Origin of the sequence: Faecalibacterium sp. Marseille-P9312, assembly GCF_902497445.1 — a bacterium.
In the GTDB taxonomy this organism is placed as follows: domain Bacteria; phylum Bacillota; class Clostridia; order Oscillospirales; family Ruminococcaceae; genus Faecalibacterium; species Faecalibacterium longum.
The window spans coordinates 133,473-151,812 of record NZ_CABVEW010000003.1 but is presented as its reverse complement, the minus strand read 5'-3'; the positions used below and the strand labels follow the sequence as shown (position 1 = coordinate 151,812).

Below are 18,340 nucleotides of genomic sequence, written 5' to 3'. Positions count from 1 at the left end.
TTGTGAAAGGAGGAACCCCCTATGAGCAAACCGATCGTTGCTGTGGTGGGCCGCCCCAACGTGGGCAAGTCCACCCTGTTCAATAAGCTCTGCGGCCAGCGTCTGGCCATCGTGGAGGATACCCCGGGCATCACCCGCGACCGCATCTTCGCCAACTGCGAGTGGAGCGGCCACGAGTTCCTGCTGGTGGATACCGGTGGCATCGAGCCCAAGGCCACCGAGGGCATTCTGGCCCACATGCGCGAGCAGGCCCAGATCGCCATCGATACCGCCGACTGCATCATCATGGTGGTGGACGTGCGCAACGGCCTGACCGCCGCCGACGAGGACGTGGCCCATATGCTGCGCCGCAGCCACAAGCCCATCATCCTCGCCGTCAACAAATGCGACAACGTGGGCGAGCCCCCCATGGAGCTCTACGAGTTCTATAACCTCGGCTTCGACGAAGTCATGCCCATCTCGTCCGTCCACGGCCACGGCACCGGCGACCTGCTGGACGCCGTCTGCGCCCACCTCGATTTCAGTGAGACCGTCGTGGAGGAAGACCGCATCCCCGTCGCCATCATCGGCCGCCCCAACGTGGGCAAGTCCAGCCTGACCAACCGCATCCTCGGTGAGAACCGCATGATCGTGGCCAACGAGGCCGGCACCACCCGCGACGCCATCGACACCCCCGTGGACAACGCTTACGGCAAGTTCATCTTCACCGATACCGCCGGTCTGCGCAAGCGCAGCAACATCACCGACGGCCTCGAGCGCTACATGGTCGTCCGCGCACTGGCTGCCGTCGAGCGCAGCCGCGTGGCACTCATCCTCGTGGACGCCACCGTCGGCTTCACCGAGCAGGACAGCAAGGTGGCCGGCTACGCCCACGACCAGGGCAAGGCCTGCATCATCGTCGTCAACAAGTGGGACGCCGTGGAGGGCAAGGAGACCAACACCATGGAACTGCAGCGCCGGGGCTATGCCGAGTGCTTCAGCTTCATGGGCTATGCTCCCATCATCTTCATCTCGGCCCAGACCGGCTACAACGTCAACAAGCTGATGCAGCTCATCCGCGACGTGGACAGCCAGAACGGCGCCCGCGTGCCCACCGGTGTGCTGAATGAGATGCTGGCCCGCGCCACCGCCCGGATGCAGCCGCCCAGCGACAAGGGCCGCCGCCTGAAGATCTTCTACCTGACCCAGGCTTCCACCCGGCCTCCGACGTTCGTGGCCTTTGTCAACGCCAAGCACCTGTTCCACTTCAGCTATCAGCGGTATATCATCAACCAGATCCGCGAGAACTTCGGTCTGGAGCACACCCCCATCCGCCTTGTCGTGCGTGAGCGCGGCTCCGGCGAGGTGGGCGCGAAGGACGTATAAGGAAGGGAGACTGGTTCTATGACCGCATTTCTCATTGTGCTGGCGGTCGCTGCCGAAGCCTATCTGCTGGGCAGCGTGGACACCGGCATCCTCGTCAGCAAGTATCTGTACCATGACGACGTCCGCACCCACGGCTCGGGCGCTGCCGGTATGACCAACATGCTGCGCACCTTCGGCAAGAAGGCCGCTGCCCTCACGGCGGTGGGCGATGTGCTCAAGGGCGTCGTGGCCGTCTGCCTTGGCCGGTGGCTGTTTGGCCATCTGCCCGCCGATGCTGCCGTCTCGCCCTATCTGGGCGTCTACCTCGCCGCCATCCTCGCCGTGGTGGGCCACTCCAAGCCCATCTATTTCGGCTTCAAGGGCGGCAAGGGCGTGCTGGTGGCTGCCGGTGCCATTCTGGCAGTCCAGCCGGTGCTGCTGCCGGTGCTGGCACTCATCTTCCTCGTCTGCCTGGTCCCCACCGGCATGGTGTCGCTGGGCAGCATCACCATGGCCGCAGCCTACCCGGTGCTGACGCTGGTGTACAGCTTTATGCGCGGCCTGCCGACCCGGGACGTGGTGGTCTGCACCGTCGGCGCTGCCATCATGGGCGGCATGGTCATCTGGATGCACCGTTCCAACATCCAGCGCATCCGGGACGGCAAGGAGTACCGTTTCGGCCAGAAGCACAAGAGCAACTAAGCATAAAAAATGCCCCGCAGGCAGCTCTCGACGAGCGTCCTGCGGGGCATTTTACGTTGTCAGGCTCATTTCGGGTCTGCTTCCAGCAGCGTGTCGGTGTTGTCCTCGTACTTGGGGTCTTCGATGGCGACTTCAAGCTCCGTGTCGGTGTCATTATGATGCAGGTGCTTGCGCAGCCGGGAGGCGAATTCCTCTGACGGGATGCCGCTCTGGCTGGGGGAAAGGTCGGGCGCGGGGTGGCCGTCGGGCAGATGAGCGCCGAAGGCCGGCACGAAGAAGAACCTCCGCACGATGAAGATGAGGGCGATGGCGCTCACGCTCAGCAGGTTCTCCATGGCGGACTCGTGACCCACCACCATATGGCGGGCGATGGCGTAGAGCAGCACTTCAAGGCTGGAACCGGGGCTGTGCTTGGCCAGCATCTTGATGAACTCGATGCCGATGACGATGTCCAGCGCCCGCTGTAAGAAGATGCTCACCTCGACGTCGTTGCCGTCGAACAGCAGGCCGGGCATCCACTGCAGCAGCGGCACCATCGACAGCAGCAGGCCGATGAGGACGAGGCCGGACAACAGGATCTCGAGCAGGGTGGCTGCGCTGATGATCTTGTTGCGCAATTCGGCGCGGCTGTGGCTTTCAACACGGGAATTGGACATGGGCAGGGACCTCTCTTTCAAATTTGACCGGAAATCTTTTACAACAGTTCGATTCTATTGTAACAAAAGCGAAAAACGAAGTCAATTTCTCCGGCTAAGAAAGCTAGTCAGCATGAAAAACTGGAATCGAAGACAGACAAAAGGGGCCGTCCGCACCCGGAATGGAGTGCAGACGGCCCCTCTTTGTGCTGAAAAGGCGGCTTAGGCCTCAGCGATGGCTTCGATCTCGCAGAGCACGCCCTTGGGCAGGTCTTTCACGGCCACGCAGCTGCGGGCGGGCTTGGAGATGAAATATTTGGCGTACACCTCGTTGAAAGCGGCAAAGTCGGCGATGTCGGCCAGGAAGCAGGTGGTCTTGACCACCTTGTCGAAGCCCACGCCGGCAGCTTCGAGGATAGCGCCCACATTGCGGCAGCTCTGGTCAGCCTGTGCGGCGATGCCCTCGGCGACTGCGCCGGTGGCGGGGTCTACCGGGATCTGGCCGGAGGTGAAGACGAGACCGCCCACGGTGTAGCCCTGAGAGTAGGGGCCGATGGCGCCGGGAGCTTTTTCGGTGCTGATGATGTTCATATCGATTACCTCACATATCATAAATAGGGGAGTCTCCCGCCAAAAGGGGAGCCGATGAAAAAAGTCTACCACCAACTGTCCCCGCCGTCAACGGCCAGCAGGGAACGGTCCCGGAATTTCCGGAAAAAGGGAATGTAAAATTATTTGGAAAAATCTACGCAAATCATCTTGACAAGAAATAAACTTTTATGATAAAAATAGAGCATGAAAGTAACATTTTTGCAGAAAAACGCAGGCGCAGCGCAGGCAGGAAAGCCAGCTTTGCGCAGGCGCGTTTCTTTTTTGCAGAAAAAGCGAATTTCTGAACCCTCGGAAGGGGCAGAAAGGATAAGATATGTCGATTTTGGTAGATGATTCAAATAAAACAGCCTGCCGTGCAGCGGAGGCTGGACTGCAGCAGAAAAACTGTGCTGCGCTGGTGCGCCCGGCGGGTACGGGCAAGGGCTGCATCGTGTGGGAGCTGCTGGACGCCCACCCCGAGATGCGCGTGCTCTGGGTGGTGTCCTGCGCTGCCCGTCTGGAGCTGCGCCGCGCCCTGACAAAGCGGCTGGGCCGGACGCTGGGCGGCCGGGTGCGGCTGATGAGCTGCGAGCAGCTGGCCGTGCAGAATGCACTGGGCTGGGTGGCGCTGGCTGAGTTCCGGCCCGGCCTGCTGGTGCTGGACGGCTGGAGGGAGATGAGCGCAAAGGACTGGACTGACTGTGTCCAGCCCCTGTTCCGCCTCTGCCCGGGGGCAAAGCTGCTGGCTCTGGGAGAGCCGGACGCCCCGGGCGACAGCTGCCGCGCTGCCGAAGAGATGCTGGCCGACGCCATCGTGGAGCCGCTGGCGCTGGGCGGGGCGATGGCCAATGGCCTGCTGCCCATGCCGGCCTCCTATACGGCCCTGCTCTGGCCGCTGGAAGATGCGATGGCCCGCCTCCGTGCCGAGGTGAAAAACCTCCATCTGCCGGGCTGCCCTGACCCCAACGCCGAGAAATATCAGGCTCTGAGCCTCGCCGTAGAGAAGCTTCCGCCGGTGGAACAGCTGCTGGCGCAGTGGCTCCCGGATGCTGCCGGGCGGTATCTTGTCCTCTGCGAGGATGATGCAGCGGCGGCGCAGACCGCAGAGCAGGCCGAGAAGCTGTTTGGTGCAGGAACACATATTTATAAGGATGCAGAAGGCTTTGTGGCCGACGAAGCGGCCACCCTCCGGCTGCTGGTCTGTGCCAACGGCCCGGCGGTGCAGTCACCTCTGGCCGGGATCTCGGGCGTGGTGCTGGTGCGCCGCAGCGCTGGACCGGCCGCATACCGGCAGATGCTGGCACGCGCCCTTGCAGCCTGCGGCAGTGTGCCGGTGGCAGAGCTGAGTGCGGCCTTTGAGGCGCTGACCTGTGTACAGCAGCTGCGGAAGGAGTGCAGCGCGGCGGGGGCAGAAGCCTTCCCGCTGGAAGAGCCTCTCTCTGCCTGCCGCCGGGCTTACCGGCAGCTCCGCCGCGCGCTGGACTCCGACTGGGAGCGCTATTATGCCGCCGCAAAGCAGATGACGGCAGAGGGAAAGACGCTGGACGTGCCTCGCTCCTACCGCTTCGGGGGCGTGGCCGTGGGCCGCTGGCTGGAAAACCAGCGCCTTGTCCGGGCCGGAAAGAAAAAGGGCCGCCTCACCGCCGAGCAGGCCGCCCGGCTGGACAAAATCGGCATGAACTGGAAAAAGCGGCTCGAGCTGGCGTGGGAGAACGGCTGTGCTTCGGCCCAGAGGTACCGCGGCAGCCACAGCGACCTGCTGGTGCCGGTCCATTATAAGGATAAGGACGGCTTTGCGCTGGGCGAGTGGATCGTCTACAACCGCCAGCGCTATCTGAGCGGGAACCTGCCGTCAGACCGCGTCGAGCGCCTCGAGGCACTGGGCATGGTGTGGGACACCGGCAGCATCCTCTGGGAGAAGAGCTATGCTGCCGCCGTCCAGTATTATCTGGAAAATCACACGCTGGAAATTCCCGTCAAGTATGTCACACCGGACGGTATGGCGCTGGGCGTCTGGCTGGGCAGTCAGCGTGCCGCTTATAAAGAAGGTGTGCTGACCGACGCCCAGATCGAAAAGCTGGAAGCGCTGGGAGTGGACTGGACGAACCGGAACGACCGCAAGTGGCAGACCGCCTACGAGGCCGCCGTGAAGTACCACGCCGCCCACGGGAACCTCGACGTCCCCACCGAGTACACCGACGAAGACGGCATCCTGCTGGGCAAGTGGGTGTCCCGCCAGCGGTACGCATGGCAGAACCCCGAGCGCAGCAGCGCCCGGGTGACGCCGGAGCGGAAAGCCCTGCTGGACGAGCTGGGCATGAACTGGGAAAAGACCGACTCGTGGCAGCACCGCTACGAGCTGGCCGTGGAATACAAAAAGGAGCACGGCAGTCTGGCCGTTCCGGCCCAGTACCGGACGGAGGACGGCATCTGGCTGGGCAGCTGGCTGTCCCGTCAGAAGCAGATGCTGCGGGAGGGCAAAAAGCTCTCCGCCGCGCGCCGCGCGGCCCTGAAAGAGCTGTTCAAGGGCGAAAAAGGCCGACGCCTCAGCGCCCCGGTGCCGCCCGCGTACAGCGTGCGGGAGCAGAACTGGCTGGACAACTACCAGAGCGCCAGGCTCTACGCCGAGAAGAAGGGCAGCCTCCTCGTGCCTGCCGGATACGTGGACGAGAACGGCTTCCGTCTGGGCGTCTGGATCTCGAACCTCCGGGCTGCCCGCAAGGCCCGGCCCGGCTCGTTCCAGGTGACGCCGGAGCATATCGCTCTGCTGGACGCCATCGGGATGCAGTGGGACGCCCGGGAGGCCAAGTGGGCCGGGGCGTTCCGCCGTGCCGAAGAGTACTGCGCCGCCCACGGCGATCTGCTGGTGCCGGTGAACTATAAGACCGAAGACGGCTTCTGCCTCGGCGACTGGGTCCGCCGGATGCGCGAAAACTACGCCTGTGCCGAGAAAAAGCTGACGGCGGAGCGCATCGCAAAGCTCGAAGCGCTGGGCATGGTCTGGACCGTGCCGCAGGAGGGCTGAGATATTGCATTTTAGGGCGGAGTGTGGTATACTTCACCTCGTCTGAATAGAAAACAGCAGGTGCCTGCCGCCGGAGCTTCGTCCCCGGCCGGGAGGGTAAAAGGGAAGCGGGTGCGAGTCCCGCGCGATCTCGTCACTGTGATAAGGGAGTCCGCTGCCTTGGCGCTCAGCGCCGGTCACTGGAGGCTTTGCCTCTGGGAAGGCGGCAGCGGGCGGTGAGCTTTCAGTCAGGAAACCTGCCCGCTGTTGGTACAGGAGCGTCCGGCTCCGGATCACGAGGAATTGGTCGTACCAAAAAGCCCGAACATTCAAAGGGTCTTTTTGCTGTGCCTTCCGCGCGGTGAAAAGGCTCTTTTTTCGTTTGAGCTGGCCCCCGTTTCGTACCCTTTCTATCGGAAACGTACATTCCACACAACAGAAAGGACTCAAACAATGCGTAAGGCAACCAACAAGAACTGGCAGCGCGTCACCGCCGCTGCCGCCGCACTGGCCCTGTGTGCCGGTGTCCTCACCGGCTGCGGTGCATCTTCTTCCACTGCCGCCAGCAGCACCGCCGCAAGCTCTGCCGCCGCCAGCGAAGTGAGCAGCGAGGAGGCCGATGAAATGGCAGCAAAGAACGTGGCAGACCTCATCGACGCCATCTATGTGCAGGAGCGCAACGAGAACACCGACGCTCAGTGTGAGGCCGCAAAGGCCGCATGGGACGCCCTGACCGACGCCCAGAAGGAGATGGTCGAGGGCGAAGAGGCTGACCCCGATTACTTTGGCCGCGACACCGGCGACGCCTCCAAGGACGACGCCCGCAACCAGGACAACATCGGCGACAACGAGATCCTGGTCGTCAGCTTCGGCACCTCCTTCAACAACAGCCGCGCAGCGGACATCAAGGGCATCGAGGACGCCATCCAGGCCGCATATCCCGACTGGTCTGTCCGCCGCGCCTTCACCGCACAGATCATCATCAACCATGTCCAGGCCCGTGACGGCGAGAAGATCGACAACATGGAGCAGGCTCTGGAGCGCGCTGTTGCCAACGGCGTGAAGGATCTGGTCGTCCAGCCCACCCACCTGATGCATGGCGCGGAGTACGACGAGATGATGGAGATGGTGGACAGCTACCGCGATCAGTTCGAGTCCGTCGCCATCGCCGAGCCTCTGCTGGGCGAGGTGGGCAGCGATGCCACCGTCATCAACGCCGACAAGGAAGCTGTCGCCAAGGCCATCACCGCCGAGGCCGTCAAGACCGCCGGTTTCGACAGTCTGGACGCCGCTGCTAAGGACGGCACCGCCTTCGTCTTCATGGGCCACGGAACCTCTCACACCGCAAAGGTGAGCTACACCCAGATGCAGTCTCAGATGAACGCTCTGGGCTACAAGAACGTCTTCATCGGCACCGTCGAGGGCGAGCCGGAGGAGACTGCCTGCGAGAATGTCATCGAGGCTGTCAAGGCCGCCGGTTACACCAAGGTCGTCCTGCGTCCCCTGATGGTCGTTGCAGGTGACCACGCCAACAACGATATGGCTGGCGACGACGAGGATTCCTGGAAGAGCCAGTTCGAGGCATCCGGCGAATTCGACTCTGTCGAGTGCCAGATCGCCGGTCTGGGCGAGGTCGCTGACATCCAGCAGCTCTACGTCGCACACACCAAGGCCGCTGTCGATTCCCTGAACGGCTGAGCTAGGAAGCCGTTTTCGTAATCATTGCACACCGCCCGGGCGGTCTTTTTGCTCGCATACTGCGTTGCTTTCCCTTGCAATCCGCCCAGGATTGCTGCGGAAAATCGCCTTGTCTGCGGGCAAAAATCCTCGCCGTTTGGTGCACCCTGCTTGCGAAAGCAGCTTCCGATTCTATGATTGCCCGGAAAGGAGTGCCTTTTCGGGCAATTTCTTTTTCGGCCTGCTTTGAATTCGGGCCATTGCGTGTTATAATCTTTTCTGTAAAATAGATACTTCGAGGTATATCATCATGAAACTGAACCATAAATTTGCTCTTCTGCTGGCCGGCGCTGTGCTGGCTGGTTCTCTCACTGGCTGCGGCGCATCCGGCACCCCGGCCAGCTCTGCCGCTTCCTCCGAGGCTGCGGCCTCCTCTGCCGTGAGCGAGGCTGCTTCTGTCTCCGCTGAGTCGGCTCTGCCCGACGGCGTCTATACCGCCGACTTTGACACCGACAGCTCCATGTTCCATGCCAACGAGGCCAACGACGGCAAGGGGACCCTGACTGTGAAGGACGGTCAGATGACCTTCCACGTCAGCCTCGCCTCCAAGAAGATCGTCAACCTCTACGTCGGCATGGCCGCTGACGCCGAGGCCCACGAGGGGGACTGGCTCCAGCCCACCACCGACACCGTCACCTACTCCGACGGCCTGTCCGATGAGGTCTACGGCTTCGACATCCCGGTGGAGGCTCTGGATGAGGACTTCCAGCTGGCCATCCTCGGCACCAAGGGCAAGTGGTACGACCATACCGTCCGTGTCGCCAACGCCCAGCCTGCTGCGGCGGAAGCACCTGCCGACGGCACCTACACCTGTGACGTGACCCTCGAGGGCGGCTCCGGCCGCGCCACCGTGGAAAGCCCTGCGGCCCTGACCGTGGCCGACGGCAGGATGACCGCCACCATCGTCTGGTCCAGCCCCAACTACGACTATATGCTGGTGGACGGCGAGAAGTATCTGCCCACCAACACCGAGGGCAACTCTACCTTCGAGATCCCCGTCACTGCTCTCGACACCCCGCTGGATGTGGTGGGCGATACCGTCGCCATGAGCACCCCGCATGAGATCGAGTATACGCTGACCTTCGTCTCTGCATCCCTGATCGAGGCAAAGTAACGATGAAACGCCGCAATTTTCTGAAAGCCCTGCCTGCCGCCGCCCTCACCCTTGCGGGCTGCGGGCAGCACAGGACCGCCCCGGCCAATACAGCATCCCTCGTGTTCGACCACAGCTATCCGCTGGACTATGCCACCCAGTTTTCCGCCGACTGCTATGAGGGCGGCTATGTGATGATCGACATCCCGGACGCCGGGCGGTTCCTCGTCGTCCCCGAGGGGGCCGCCGAGGTGGACGACCTGCCCGAGGACGTCGTTCTGCTGCGCCAGCCGCTGGATCATATTTATCTCGTCTCCACCTCGGTGATGGACCTCTTCGTCCATCTGGACGCATTGGACAGCATCGCCCTCTCCGGCACCAAGGCCGAGGGCTGGTATGTGGAAGAGGCCAAACAGGCCATGCAGGAGGGCCGCATCGCCTACGCGGGCAAGTACAGCGCCCCGGACTATGAGCGCATCCTTGCCGCCGGCTGCACCCTCGCCATCGAGAACACTATGGTGCTCCACGACCCCGAGGTCAAGGAGCAGCTGGAAAAGTTCGGCGTGCCGGTCCTCGTGGAGCGCTCGAGCTACGAGAGCGGCCCGCTGGCCCGGATGGAGTGGCTCAAGCTCTACGGCATCCTGCTGAATAAGACTGAGATGGCGGAAGAGGTCTTTCGCCAGAAGGTGGAGCAGGTGGCCCCCATCCTCGAGCAGGAGAACACGGGCAAGACCGCGGCCTTCTTCTCCATCACCACCAACAACCTCATCACCGTCCGCCGCACCAGCGACTATGTGGCCCAGATGGTGGAGATGGCCGGCGGCGTCTACATCTTCGACGACCTCGAGGGGGAGACGTCGGCCCAGTCCACCATCAAACTGCCGCTGGAGACGTTTTACGCCCGGGCCAAAGACGCCGATGTCCTCATCTACAACAGCACCATCGAGGGCGTGATGGAGACCCGTGACCAGCTCATCGAAAAATGCCCGATGCTGGCAGATTTCAAGGCCGTCCAGTCCGGCGACTGCTGGTGTACGGCCCAGAGCCTCTTCCAGCAGAGCATGGAGCTGGCCGACCTCATCTCGGATATGAACCTCGTCTTCACCGAGGGCTCGCCCGACCCGGCGTCCCTCCGTTTCTTACAGCGCATCGTATAAAAGGAGCTTTGTCATGACCACCACCCGCCGCCTCAGCCTCGCGTACCTCGCCCTCACGGCGGGGGTCGCGGTGCTGTTTGCACTCAACCTGTTCTGGGGCAGTGTGTCCCTGACGCCCGGCGCGGTGGCGGCGGCTCTGCTGGGCCGGGGCGAAGATGCGCTGGCCGTGGGCATCGTGCTCCAGCTCCGTCTGCCCCGGGCGGTCATGGTCGTGCTGCTGGGCGCGGCCCTCTCGGCGGCAGGCTACCTCCTGCAGACCTTCTTCGCCAACCCCATCGCCGGCCCCTTCGTCATGGGCGTGTCCAGCGGCGCAAAGCTGGCAGTGGCCCTGACGATGGTGGTGTTTTTACAGCAGGGGCTGCTCACCGGCTCGGCCACCCTCATCATCGCCGCCTTTGCAGGCTCGATGGCGGCGATGGCCTTCGTGCTGGTGGTGGCCCGGCGGGTGCCGCGGATGAGCATCCTCGTCATCTGCGGCATCATGATCGGTTATATCTGCTCGGCTGTCACCGACATCGTGGTGACCTTCGCTCAGGACTCCAACATCGTCAATCTCCACAACTGGTCGATGGGCAGCTTTTCCGGCATGACTTGGGCCAACGTGGGTGCAGCGGCCTGCGTGGTGCTGCCCGCGCTGGCGGCGGCGTTCCTGCTCTCGAAGCCCATGGCGGCCTACCAGATGGGCGAGAGCTACGCCAAAAGCGTCGGCGTACCGGTGCGGGCCTTCTCGACGGCCCTCGTGCTGCTTTCCAGCCTGCTTTCCGCCTGCGTGACGGCCTTTGCAGGCCCCATCTCCTTTGTGGGCATCGCGGTGCCGCATCTGGTCAAGAACCTGCTGGGCAGCGCAAAACCCCTTTATGTCCTGCCGGGCTGCTGTCTGGGCGGGGCAGCGTTCTGCCTGCTCTGCGACCTCATCGCCCGCAGCCTGTTCGCGCCCACTGAGCTGTCCATCAGCTCGGTGACGGCAGTTTTCGGTGCGCCGGTGGTCATCTGGCTGTTGGTGCGCCGCCAGACACAGGAGGGCCGGGAATGAGCGATCCGAAATTCTACTGCCGCGCCGAGGACCTTGCCATCGGCTACGGCAAAACGCCCCTGATGGAGCACATCGGCCTCGGCGTCGGGAAGGGGACCGTCCTCACCCTCATCGGCCCCAACGGTGCGGGAAAATCCACCCTGCTCAAGACGCTGGCAGCGCAGCTGGCCCCCCAGGGGGGCGCTGTCCTGCTGGACGGCAAAAGTCTCGCGGACTGCTCCGGCACGGAGCGCGCCCGCAAAATGGCCCTGATGGTGCCCCACACCCGCCGCACCGAGCTGACCACCTGCTTCGAGATGGCGTCCGCCGGGCGCTACCCCTACACGGGACGGCTGGGCGTCCTCTCGGCAGAAGATAAGCGCCAGGTCCACGCCGCGCTGGCCCTCGTGGGGGCCGAGGCGCTGGCGGGCCGGGACTTCAACTGCATCAGCGACGGCCAGCGCCAGCGCGTCCTGCTGGCCCGGGCCATCTGCCAGCAGCCGGAGCTGATATTATTGGACGAGCCTACGTCTTTCCTCGACATCAAGGGCAAGGCCGAATTGCTGGCCATCCTGAAAAGCCTCGCCCGCGACAAGAAGATGGCCGTCATCCTGAGCCTCCACGAGCTGGAGCTGGCGCAGAAAGTTTCCGACAAGGTCGTCTGCGTCTCGGCGGCGGGCGTCTCGGACGTCATGACGCCGGAAAAGGCCTTTGCCCGGGAAAACATCTGCAAAATTTATGCTCTGACCGATGAGCAGTACGCATTCCTCTACGGCGAAGAAAAAGCGCCGGAGGAAAAGCGCCCGCTCTTTGAGCACTACGTCCGCAGCGGCCAGAAGCTCCTGCGCTGCGGCTATACCACCGGCACCTGTGCGGCGCTGGGCGCGGCGGGCGCGGCACGGCTGCTGCTCACCGGCCGCACCCCCGAGACGGTGGCCCTCCGCACCCCGAAGGGCATCGTGGTGGAGGTAGAGCCCATCTTCTGCCGCCTGTCCGGCGAGGGGGCCGAGTGCGCTATCCGGAAGGACGGCGGCGACGATGTAGACGTGACCACCGGCCTGCCGGTCATCGCCAGTGTCGCCCTCCGGCCCGAGCTGTCCGGCGAGGTGCGCATCCACGGCGGTGAGGGCGTGGGCCGGGTGACAAAGCCCGGTCTCGACCAGCCCGTGGGCGAAGCTGCCATCAACCACGTCCCCCGGGCCATGATAAAGGAAGCGCTGGAAAAAGAGGCCGAATCTGCCGGGTACGCGGGCGGCTTTGACGTCACCATCTCCATCGAGGGCGGGGCCGAAACGGCGAAGCGCACCTTCAACCCCCACATGGGCGTGGAAGGGGGCCTCAGCGTCCTCGGCACCAGCGGCATCGTCGAGCCCATGAGCCAGCAGGCCATCCTCGACACCATCCAGCTGGAAATGGGGCAGGCGGCGCTCCGGGCGGTCAGCCCCCGGCGGCTCATCCTCGCCCCGGGCAACTACGGCCTCGACTATCTCCACGAGAAGATGCCCGCCCTAAAGAATATCCCGGTGGTCAAGACCTCGAACTTCATCGGGGATACGATGGATATGGCGGCGGCATCCCACTTCGAAGAGGTGGTGCTGGTGGGCCACATCGGCAAGCTGGTCAAGCTGGCGGGCGGCGTCATGAACACCCACTCCCGCACGGCCGACTGCCGCACCGAGCTGCTCTGCGCCCACGCCGCCCTCTGCGGTGCGTCCCGGGACGTCTGCGCGGCCCTGATGAACGCGGCCACCACCGACGCCTGCATGGAGATCTTAGACAAAGCAGAGATGAGAGAGCCGGTGCTGTCCAGCCTGCTGGACGCCATCCAGCTCCACCTCGACCGCCGTGCCGCCGGGGCGTTCCGGGTGGGCGCGGTGCTCTTCTCGAACCAATACGGCCCGCTGGGCCAGACCAAGACTGCAAAGGAGCTGCTGGACGAATGGAAAAACGGATAGGCACTTTTTACGGCGTCAGCGTCGGCCCGGGCGACCCGGAGCTCATGACCCTGCAGGCTGTCCGCTGCCTCGAAAACTGCCCGGTCATCGCCGCGCCCCAGACCCCAAAGGGCGGGATGCTGGCGCTGGACATCGCAAAAGGTGCGGTGGATCTGAGCGGCAAGACCATCCTGCCGCTGCGCTTCGCCATGAGCCTTGACCCGGCGGTGCAGAAAGCCGCCCACATCGAGGCGGCCCGGGCCGTGAAAGAATATCTCGACGCCGGGCAGGATGTCGCCATGCTCAACCTCGGCGACCTGTCCGTCTACGCCACCTTCGGCTACCTGCAGGAGATCTTGGAGGCCGAGGGTTACAAGACCGTGATGCTCCCCGGCGTGACGAGCTTCTGCGCCGCTGCGGCCCGGCTGGGCCAGTCCCTGACGGGCGGCATGGAGCAGCCGCTGACCATCGCCCCGGGGCGCTGCGCCGCTGAGGTGCTGGCCGCACCGGGCGCGAAAGTGCTGATGAAATCGGGCCGTCAGCTGCCCGAGACGCTGGCCGCGCTGGCCGACGCCGGGCTTCTGAGCCGGAGCGCGATGGTCTGTAACTGCGGCCTGCCGAACGAGGAGGTCTGGCCCGACCTGACCGATTACGACCCGGCCCGGTCGGCGGGCTATTTCGCAACGATTTTGGTGAAGGAGGGGTAAGATATGGTCCATTTTGTAGGAGCCGGGCCGGGCGCGCCCGACCTCATCACCCGGCGGGGGGCGGCCCTGCTGGCCGATGCCGACTGCATCATCTACGCGGGCAGTCTCGTCAACCCGGCCCTGCTGGGGCTGGCGAAGCCCGGCTGTGCCATCTATAACAGCGCCGAGATGACGCTGGAACAGGTGCTGGACACCATCCGTGCCGCCGAAAAGGCCGGCGGAACCACGGTCCGCCTCCACACCGGCGACCCCTGCCTCTACGGGGCCATCCGGGAGCAGATGGACGCGCTGGACGCCGACGGCATCCCTTATGACGACACCCCGGGCGTGTCCAGCTTCTGCGGCGCGGCGGCGGCACTCTGTGCCGAGTACACCCTGCCCAACGTGAGCCAGACCGTCATCATCACCCGGATGGAGGGCCGCACTCCTGTCCCTGAGGCCGAACAGCTGGCAAAGCTGGCCGCTCATGGGGCTACCATGGTCATCTTCCTCTCCATCGGGCTGGTGGACAAAGTCCAGCAGGCCCTTCTCGAGAGCGGCGGCTACCGCCCCGATACCCCTGCCGCTGTGGTCTATAAGGCCACCTGGCCCGAGCAGAAGGTGGTGCGCTGCACCGTCTCCACACTGGCCGAGGAGACCCGCAAAAACGGCATCACCAAGACCGCCCTCATCGTCGTGGGCGACTTTCTGGGCGAAAACTACGAGCGCAGCAAGCTCTATGACCCCGCCTTTACCACCGAGTTCCGGCAGGGGACGGAGGCCGGGCAGTGAGCCGGGCATATCTGGCCTTCACCGCAAAGGGCGAGGCGCTGGCCCATCGGCTGGCGGAAGCTCTGCCCGGCAGCGTGAGCCGCTGCGGCGGAGACGTGACCCTGAAAGGCTGGACGGCGGAGCATTTTGCACAGGATGAGGCCCTGATCTTTGTAGGAGCTGTGGGCATCGCGGTGCGGGCCATCGCGCCCCACTGCAGGAGCAAGGCCGCCGACCCGGCGGTAGTGGTCGTGGACGAGGGCGGGAACTTCGCCGTGCCGCTCCTGTCGGGCCATCTGGGCGGTGCCAACGCGCTGGCCCGGGCGCTGGCAAAAGCGTGCGGCGCGGTGCCGGTCATCACGACGGCCACCGACGTCAACGGCCTCTTCGCCGTGGACCTCTGGGCCAAGGCCCAGAACTGCGCTGTCCTTGAGCCGGAGCGCATCAAGCGGGTCAGCGGCGCCCTGCTGGCCGGGCAGACGGTCCGGTACTGGTCGCCGTGGCCGGTGGCGGGGGAGACCCCCGCCGGCGTGGAAAAGACTGACGCACCCAAAGCCGCCGACTTCGCCCTGACCCTCACGCCCCAGGGCGGGGCGCTCCACCTCGTCCCCCGCATCGGGGTGCTGGGGGTGGGGTGCCGCCGCGGCACGACGGCCCAGCAGCTGGAAGAAGCCTTCGCGGCGTTCTGTGCCGCGTCCGGCCTCAGCCCGGCGGCGGTCTGCGCCGCCGCCAGCATCGACCTGAAAAAAGATGAGCCGGGGCTTGCAGCGTTCTGCAAAGCCCACGGCTGGCCCATCACGTTCTATCCGGCCGACGAACTGCGGGCGGTGCCGGGACAGTTCACCCCGTCGGCCTTTGTGGCAAGTGTCACCGGCGTGGACAACGTCTGTGAGCGCTCGGCGGTAAAAGCCTCGGGCGGGATGCTCCTTCTGCCCAAAACGGCAGGCGGCGGCGCGACGCCGGCGCTGGCCGTCCGCCCCTTTGCACCCGATTGGCGGGCAGAGCAATGAGTGAGAGTAAAAAGACCGTGTTCGTCGTGGGGCTTGGCCCCGGCGGCGGACAGTTTCTGACCGTGCAGGCGCAGAGCGCCTTGCAGCAGGCCGAGGTGTTGTGCGGCTATACGGTCTACATCGACCTTGTGCGCCCCCTCTACCCGGAAAAAGAGTGCTACACCACCGGCATGACCCGGGAGATCGACCGCTGCCGCTGGGCGCTGGATACCGCCCGGGCGGGCCGGGACGTGGCGCTGGTCTGCTCCGGCGACGCCGGGGTCTACGGCATGGCCAGCCCGCTGCTGGAGCTGGCCGAAGAGTACCCGGACGTCAATGTGGAGGTCGTCCCCGGCCTGACCGCCGCCCTCAGCGGCGGGGCGGTGCTGGGTGCGCCGCTGGCCCACGATTTCTGCGTCATCTCGCTGTCGGACCGTCTCACGCCGTGGGAGGTCATCGAAAAGCGTCTGGCCTGTGCCGCCCAGGGCGATTTCGCACTGGCGCTGTACAATCCCTCCTCCAAGGGCCGCCCGGACTATCTGCGCCGGGCTGTGGACGTCCTGCTGGCAAACGGCAAAGCCCCGGACACCCTCTGCGGTTCTGTGCGGAACATCGGCCGGGAAGGGCAGGAAAAGCACATCCTGCCCCTCAGCCAGCTCCGGGACACTGAGGTGGATATGTTCACCACCGTCTTTGTGGGCAACGCCGCCACCCGCGCGCTGAGCGGGCGGATGGTCACGCCGAGGGGGTACCGCCGATGAACGTCGTCGTTTTCAGCGGCACCACCGAGGGGCGGGAGCTTTCCCGTCAGCTGGCGGCGCTGGGCATCGAAGTCACCGTCAGCGTGGCCACCCCGCTGGGGCAGGAAGAGCAGGGGAGCACCCCCGGCGTCACCGTCCGGTGCGGGCGGCTCCTGCCCGATGAGATGGCCGCGCTCTTGGGAGATGCCGCCCTCTGCATCGACGCCACCCACCCTTACGCAGTGGAGGCGACCAAAAACATCAAAGCAGCGGCAGAGAAGGCCGGGGTGGAATACCTCCGCCTGCTGCGCCCGGCCAGTCCGCTGCCGGAAAACTGTCTCGTCTTTGAGAGCGCAAAGCAGGCGGCCGAGGCGCTGGCTGCAGAAGAGGGGAATCTTCTGCTGGCCACCGGGGCCAAGGAGCTGGCGCAGTTTGCGGCCATCTCGCCCGAGCGGCTCTACCCCCGCGTCCTGCCCACGCTGGAAAGCATCGCGGCCTGTGAGGCGGCGAACATCCCCCACCGCAACATCATCGCCATGCAGGGCCCCTTCAGCTTTGCCCTTAATCAGGCCATGATGGAGCAGTTCCATATCCGCTGGCTCGTCACAAAGGACGGCGGCGCGGCCGGAGGCTTCGACGAAAAAGCCGCCGCCGCCTCTGCCGCCGGGGCGCAGCTGGTGGTCATCCGCCGCCCGCCCGAGCAGGGCGAGACGGCTTCCGAGGTGCTGAAACGCTGCAAGGAGATGATAAGATGAACGTGACACTCATCGGCATGGGCTCCGGTCGGCCGGAGAACCTGACCCTTCAGGGCCTGGCCGCACTGCGGCAGGCCGACCTCATCCTGGGCGCACGGCGTCTGCTGGCAGTTCTGCCTGCCGGCTGCACCGAGAACCGCGCCGCCGCCTACCGCCCCGACGAGGTGGCAGAGCTGCTGCAGACTTCCGGCGCAGAGAACGCCGTGCTGGTCTACAGCGGCGACACCGGCTTTTACTCCGGCGCGTCCTCTATGATGGAAAAGCTGGAGGCCCTCGGCGTCCGCGCCCGGGTGCTGCCCGGCCTTTCCAGCATCCAGCTGCTGGCGGCGGCGCTGGGCCGTCCGTGGCAGGGGTGGAACCTTGTTTCGGCCCATGGCCGCACCTGTGACCCGGTGGCCGAGTGTATGCAGGGCAGACCCACCTTCTTTCTCACCGGCGGCAGCGAAGACCCCGCCACCCTCTGCGCCCAGCTGGCGGCAGAGGGCTTCGGGGACGTGCAGGCCGTCGTGGGCCAGTGCCTCGGCACGCCGGAAGAAAAGCTCTTCCGCGGCAGCGTCAAAGAGCTGGCCGCAGGCCGCTTCAACAGCCTGAGCGTCCTTCTCGTGGAGGCGGTGGAGGGACTGCCCCGCCGCACCCCGGGCCTGCCGGACGAAGCCTTCGAGCGGGGCGACGTTCCCATGACCAAGCAGGAAGTCCGGGCCGCTGTGCTGGCGAAGCTGGCCGTCCGCCCGGAAGACATCCTGTGGGACGTGGGGGCCGGGACGGGCAGCGTCAGCGTGGAGCTGGCATTGGCCGCGCCCCGGGGCCGGGTCTACGCAGTGGAGTGCAGGCCGGAGGGCTGTGCGCTCATCAAAGCCAACCGCGAAAAATTCAGGACCCGGAACCTCGTCCTCGTGGAGGGGCTTGCCCCCGCCGCCCTTTCGGACCTGCCCGCGCCGGACGCTGTTTTCATCGGTGGCAGCAAGGGCAGCCTTGCCGCCATCGTGGACGCCGCGCTGGATAAGAACCCCGACGCCCGCATCTGCGTGTCGGCCATCGCCCTTGAGAGCCTTTCGGCGGCGGTGGCCGCGCTGACGGCCAAAGGCCGGACTGTGCAGGTGAGCCAGATCGCCGTCAGCCGGGCAAAAGCTGTGGGCGGGCTGCATCTGATGATGGCCCAGAACCCCATCTACCTCATCACAGGAGAATGA

16 protein-coding genes and 1 riboswitch are annotated in these 18,340 nt (G+C 64.9%); of the genes, 14 read left to right on the top strand and 2 right to left on the bottom strand.

Annotation, left to right across the window (positions count from 1 at the left end; all coding sequences use genetic code 11):
* Positions 1-21: 21 nt before the first annotated feature.
* A complete protein-coding gene (der, locus tag F3G95_RS03460) occupies positions 22-1,365 on the top strand; it encodes a ribosome biogenesis GTPase Der (RefSeq protein ID WP_149793828.1) in 1,344 nt (447 codons plus the stop codon).
* An 18-nt stretch (positions 1,366-1,383) separates the two neighbouring features.
* Positions 1,384-2,046 (top strand): glycerol-3-phosphate 1-O-acyltransferase PlsY, encoded by a 663-nt coding sequence (gene plsY, locus F3G95_RS03455; protein WP_149793827.1) that lies wholly within the window; start codon positions 1,384-1,386, stop codon positions 2,044-2,046.
* A gap of 65 nt (positions 2,047-2,111) precedes the next feature.
* Here plsY and F3G95_RS03450 read toward each other — a convergent pair whose 3' ends face one another.
* Together F3G95_RS03450 and F3G95_RS03445 are read right to left on the bottom strand one after the other, a co-directional pair.
* Complete coding sequence (locus F3G95_RS03450; RefSeq protein WP_149793826.1) at positions 2,112-2,702, bottom strand: transporter; 591 nt, start codon at positions 2,700-2,702, stop codon at positions 2,112-2,114.
* A 201-nt stretch (positions 2,703-2,903) separates the two neighbouring features.
* Positions 2,904-3,272: a RidA family protein gene (locus F3G95_RS03445; protein WP_149793890.1), complete on the bottom strand. Its 369-nt coding sequence runs from the start codon at positions 3,270-3,272 to the stop codon at positions 2,904-2,906.
* Positions 3,273-3,606: 334 nt separating this feature from the next.
* On the opposite strand from F3G95_RS03445, the gene F3G95_RS03440 reads away from it, so the two are divergent.
* From F3G95_RS03440 to cbiE, 12 genes are all read left to right on the top strand, one after another.
* Entirely contained in the window at positions 3,607-6,297 is a 2,691-nt protein-coding gene (locus tag F3G95_RS03440) for a helicase associated domain-containing protein (RefSeq protein WP_149793825.1), read from the top strand.
* A gap of 41 nt (positions 6,298-6,338) precedes the next feature.
* Positions 6,339-6,556: riboswitch (cobalamin riboswitch) on the top strand.
* A 173-nt stretch (positions 6,557-6,729) separates the two neighbouring features.
* Complete coding sequence (locus F3G95_RS03435; protein WP_149793824.1) at positions 6,730-7,974, top strand: sirohydrochlorin cobaltochelatase; 1,245 nt, start codon at positions 6,730-6,732, stop codon at positions 7,972-7,974.
* A gap of 289 nt (positions 7,975-8,263) precedes the next feature.
* Complete coding sequence (locus F3G95_RS03430; RefSeq protein WP_149793823.1) at positions 8,264-9,127, top strand: iron transporter; 864 nt, start codon at positions 8,264-8,266, stop codon at positions 9,125-9,127.
* A 2-nt stretch (positions 9,128-9,129) separates the two neighbouring features.
* A complete protein-coding gene (locus tag F3G95_RS03425; protein ID WP_149793822.1) occupies positions 9,130-10,263 on the top strand; it encodes an ABC transporter substrate-binding protein in 1,134 nt (377 codons plus the stop codon).
* 13 nt (positions 10,264-10,276) lie between these two features.
* Entirely contained in the window at positions 10,277-11,296 is a 1,020-nt protein-coding gene (locus tag F3G95_RS03420; protein ID WP_149793821.1) for an iron ABC transporter permease, read from the top strand.
* A complete protein-coding gene (gene cbiD / locus F3G95_RS03415; RefSeq protein ID WP_149793820.1) occupies positions 11,293-13,230 on the top strand; it encodes a cobalt-precorrin-5B (C(1))-methyltransferase CbiD in 1,938 nt (645 codons plus the stop codon). Before F3G95_RS03420 ends, cbiD begins: the two co-directional genes overlap by 4 nt.
* A complete protein-coding gene (gene cobI, locus F3G95_RS03410; RefSeq protein WP_149793819.1) occupies positions 13,215-13,916 on the top strand; it encodes a precorrin-2 C(20)-methyltransferase in 702 nt (233 codons plus the stop codon). The genes cbiD and cobI overlap by 16 nt, the downstream gene beginning before the upstream one ends.
* A gap of 3 nt (positions 13,917-13,919) precedes the next feature.
* Positions 13,920-14,687, top strand: a complete 768-nt coding sequence (gene cobM / locus F3G95_RS03405) for a precorrin-4 C(11)-methyltransferase (protein WP_149793818.1) — start codon at positions 13,920-13,922, stop codon at positions 14,685-14,687.
* On the top strand, positions 14,684-15,676 hold the full coding sequence (locus F3G95_RS03400; protein ID WP_149793817.1) for a cobalt-precorrin 5A hydrolase: 993 nt from the start codon (positions 14,684-14,686) through the stop codon (positions 15,674-15,676). Before cobM ends, F3G95_RS03400 begins: the two co-directional genes overlap by 4 nt.
* Positions 15,673-16,416, top strand: coding sequence for a precorrin-3B C(17)-methyltransferase (gene cobJ / locus F3G95_RS03395; protein WP_149793816.1), 744 nt, complete (start codon positions 15,673-15,675; stop codon positions 16,414-16,416). Before F3G95_RS03400 ends, cobJ begins: the two co-directional genes overlap by 4 nt.
* Positions 16,413-17,150 carry a precorrin-6A reductase gene (gene cobK, locus F3G95_RS03390; RefSeq protein WP_149793815.1) on the top strand — a complete coding sequence of 246 codons (738 nt, stop codon included), beginning with the start codon at positions 16,413-16,415 and terminating at the stop codon, positions 17,148-17,150. Before cobJ ends, cobK begins: the two co-directional genes overlap by 4 nt.
* Positions 17,147-18,340 carry a precorrin-6y C5,15-methyltransferase (decarboxylating) subunit CbiE gene (cbiE, locus tag F3G95_RS03385; RefSeq protein WP_149793814.1) on the top strand — a complete coding sequence of 398 codons (1,194 nt, stop codon included), beginning with the start codon at positions 17,147-17,149 and terminating at the stop codon, positions 18,338-18,340. Before cobK ends, cbiE begins: the two co-directional genes overlap by 4 nt.

Excerpts from the sequence above, each read along its gene's own strand:
- der (WP_149793828.1), top strand. The coding sequence starts at position 22 with ATGAGCAAACCGATCGTTGCTGTGGTGGGCCGCCCCAACGTGGGCAAG.
- plsY (WP_149793827.1), top strand. The coding sequence starts at position 1,384 with ATGACCGCATTTCTCATTGTGCTGGCGGTCGCTGCCGAAGCCTATCTG.
- F3G95_RS03450 (WP_149793826.1), bottom strand. The coding sequence starts at position 2,702 with ATGTCCAATTCCCGTGTTGAAAGCCACAGCCGCGCCGAATTGCGCAAC.
- F3G95_RS03445 (WP_149793890.1), bottom strand. The coding sequence starts at position 3,272 with ATGAACATCATCAGCACCGAAAAAGCTCCCGGCGCCATCGGCCCCTAC.
- F3G95_RS03440 (WP_149793825.1), top strand. The coding sequence starts at position 3,607 with ATGTCGATTTTGGTAGATGATTCAAATAAAACAGCCTGCCGTGCAGCG.
- F3G95_RS03435 (WP_149793824.1), top strand. The coding sequence starts at position 6,730 with ATGCGTAAGGCAACCAACAAGAACTGGCAGCGCGTCACCGCCGCTGCC.
- F3G95_RS03430 (WP_149793823.1), top strand. The coding sequence starts at position 8,264 with ATGAAACTGAACCATAAATTTGCTCTTCTGCTGGCCGGCGCTGTGCTG.
- F3G95_RS03425 (WP_149793822.1), top strand. The coding sequence starts at position 9,130 with ATGAAACGCCGCAATTTTCTGAAAGCCCTGCCTGCCGCCGCCCTCACC.
- F3G95_RS03420 (WP_149793821.1), top strand. The coding sequence starts at position 10,277 with ATGACCACCACCCGCCGCCTCAGCCTCGCGTACCTCGCCCTCACGGCG.
- cbiD (WP_149793820.1), top strand. The coding sequence starts at position 11,293 with ATGAGCGATCCGAAATTCTACTGCCGCGCCGAGGACCTTGCCATCGGC.
- cobI (WP_149793819.1), top strand. The coding sequence starts at position 13,215 with ATGGAAAAACGGATAGGCACTTTTTACGGCGTCAGCGTCGGCCCGGGC.
- cobM (WP_149793818.1), top strand. The coding sequence starts at position 13,920 with ATGGTCCATTTTGTAGGAGCCGGGCCGGGCGCGCCCGACCTCATCACC.
- cobJ (WP_149793816.1), top strand. The coding sequence starts at position 15,673 with ATGAGTGAGAGTAAAAAGACCGTGTTCGTCGTGGGGCTTGGCCCCGGC.
- cobK (WP_149793815.1), top strand. The coding sequence starts at position 16,413 with ATGAACGTCGTCGTTTTCAGCGGCACCACCGAGGGGCGGGAGCTTTCC.
- cbiE (WP_149793814.1), top strand. The coding sequence starts at position 17,147 with ATGAACGTGACACTCATCGGCATGGGCTCCGGTCGGCCGGAGAACCTG.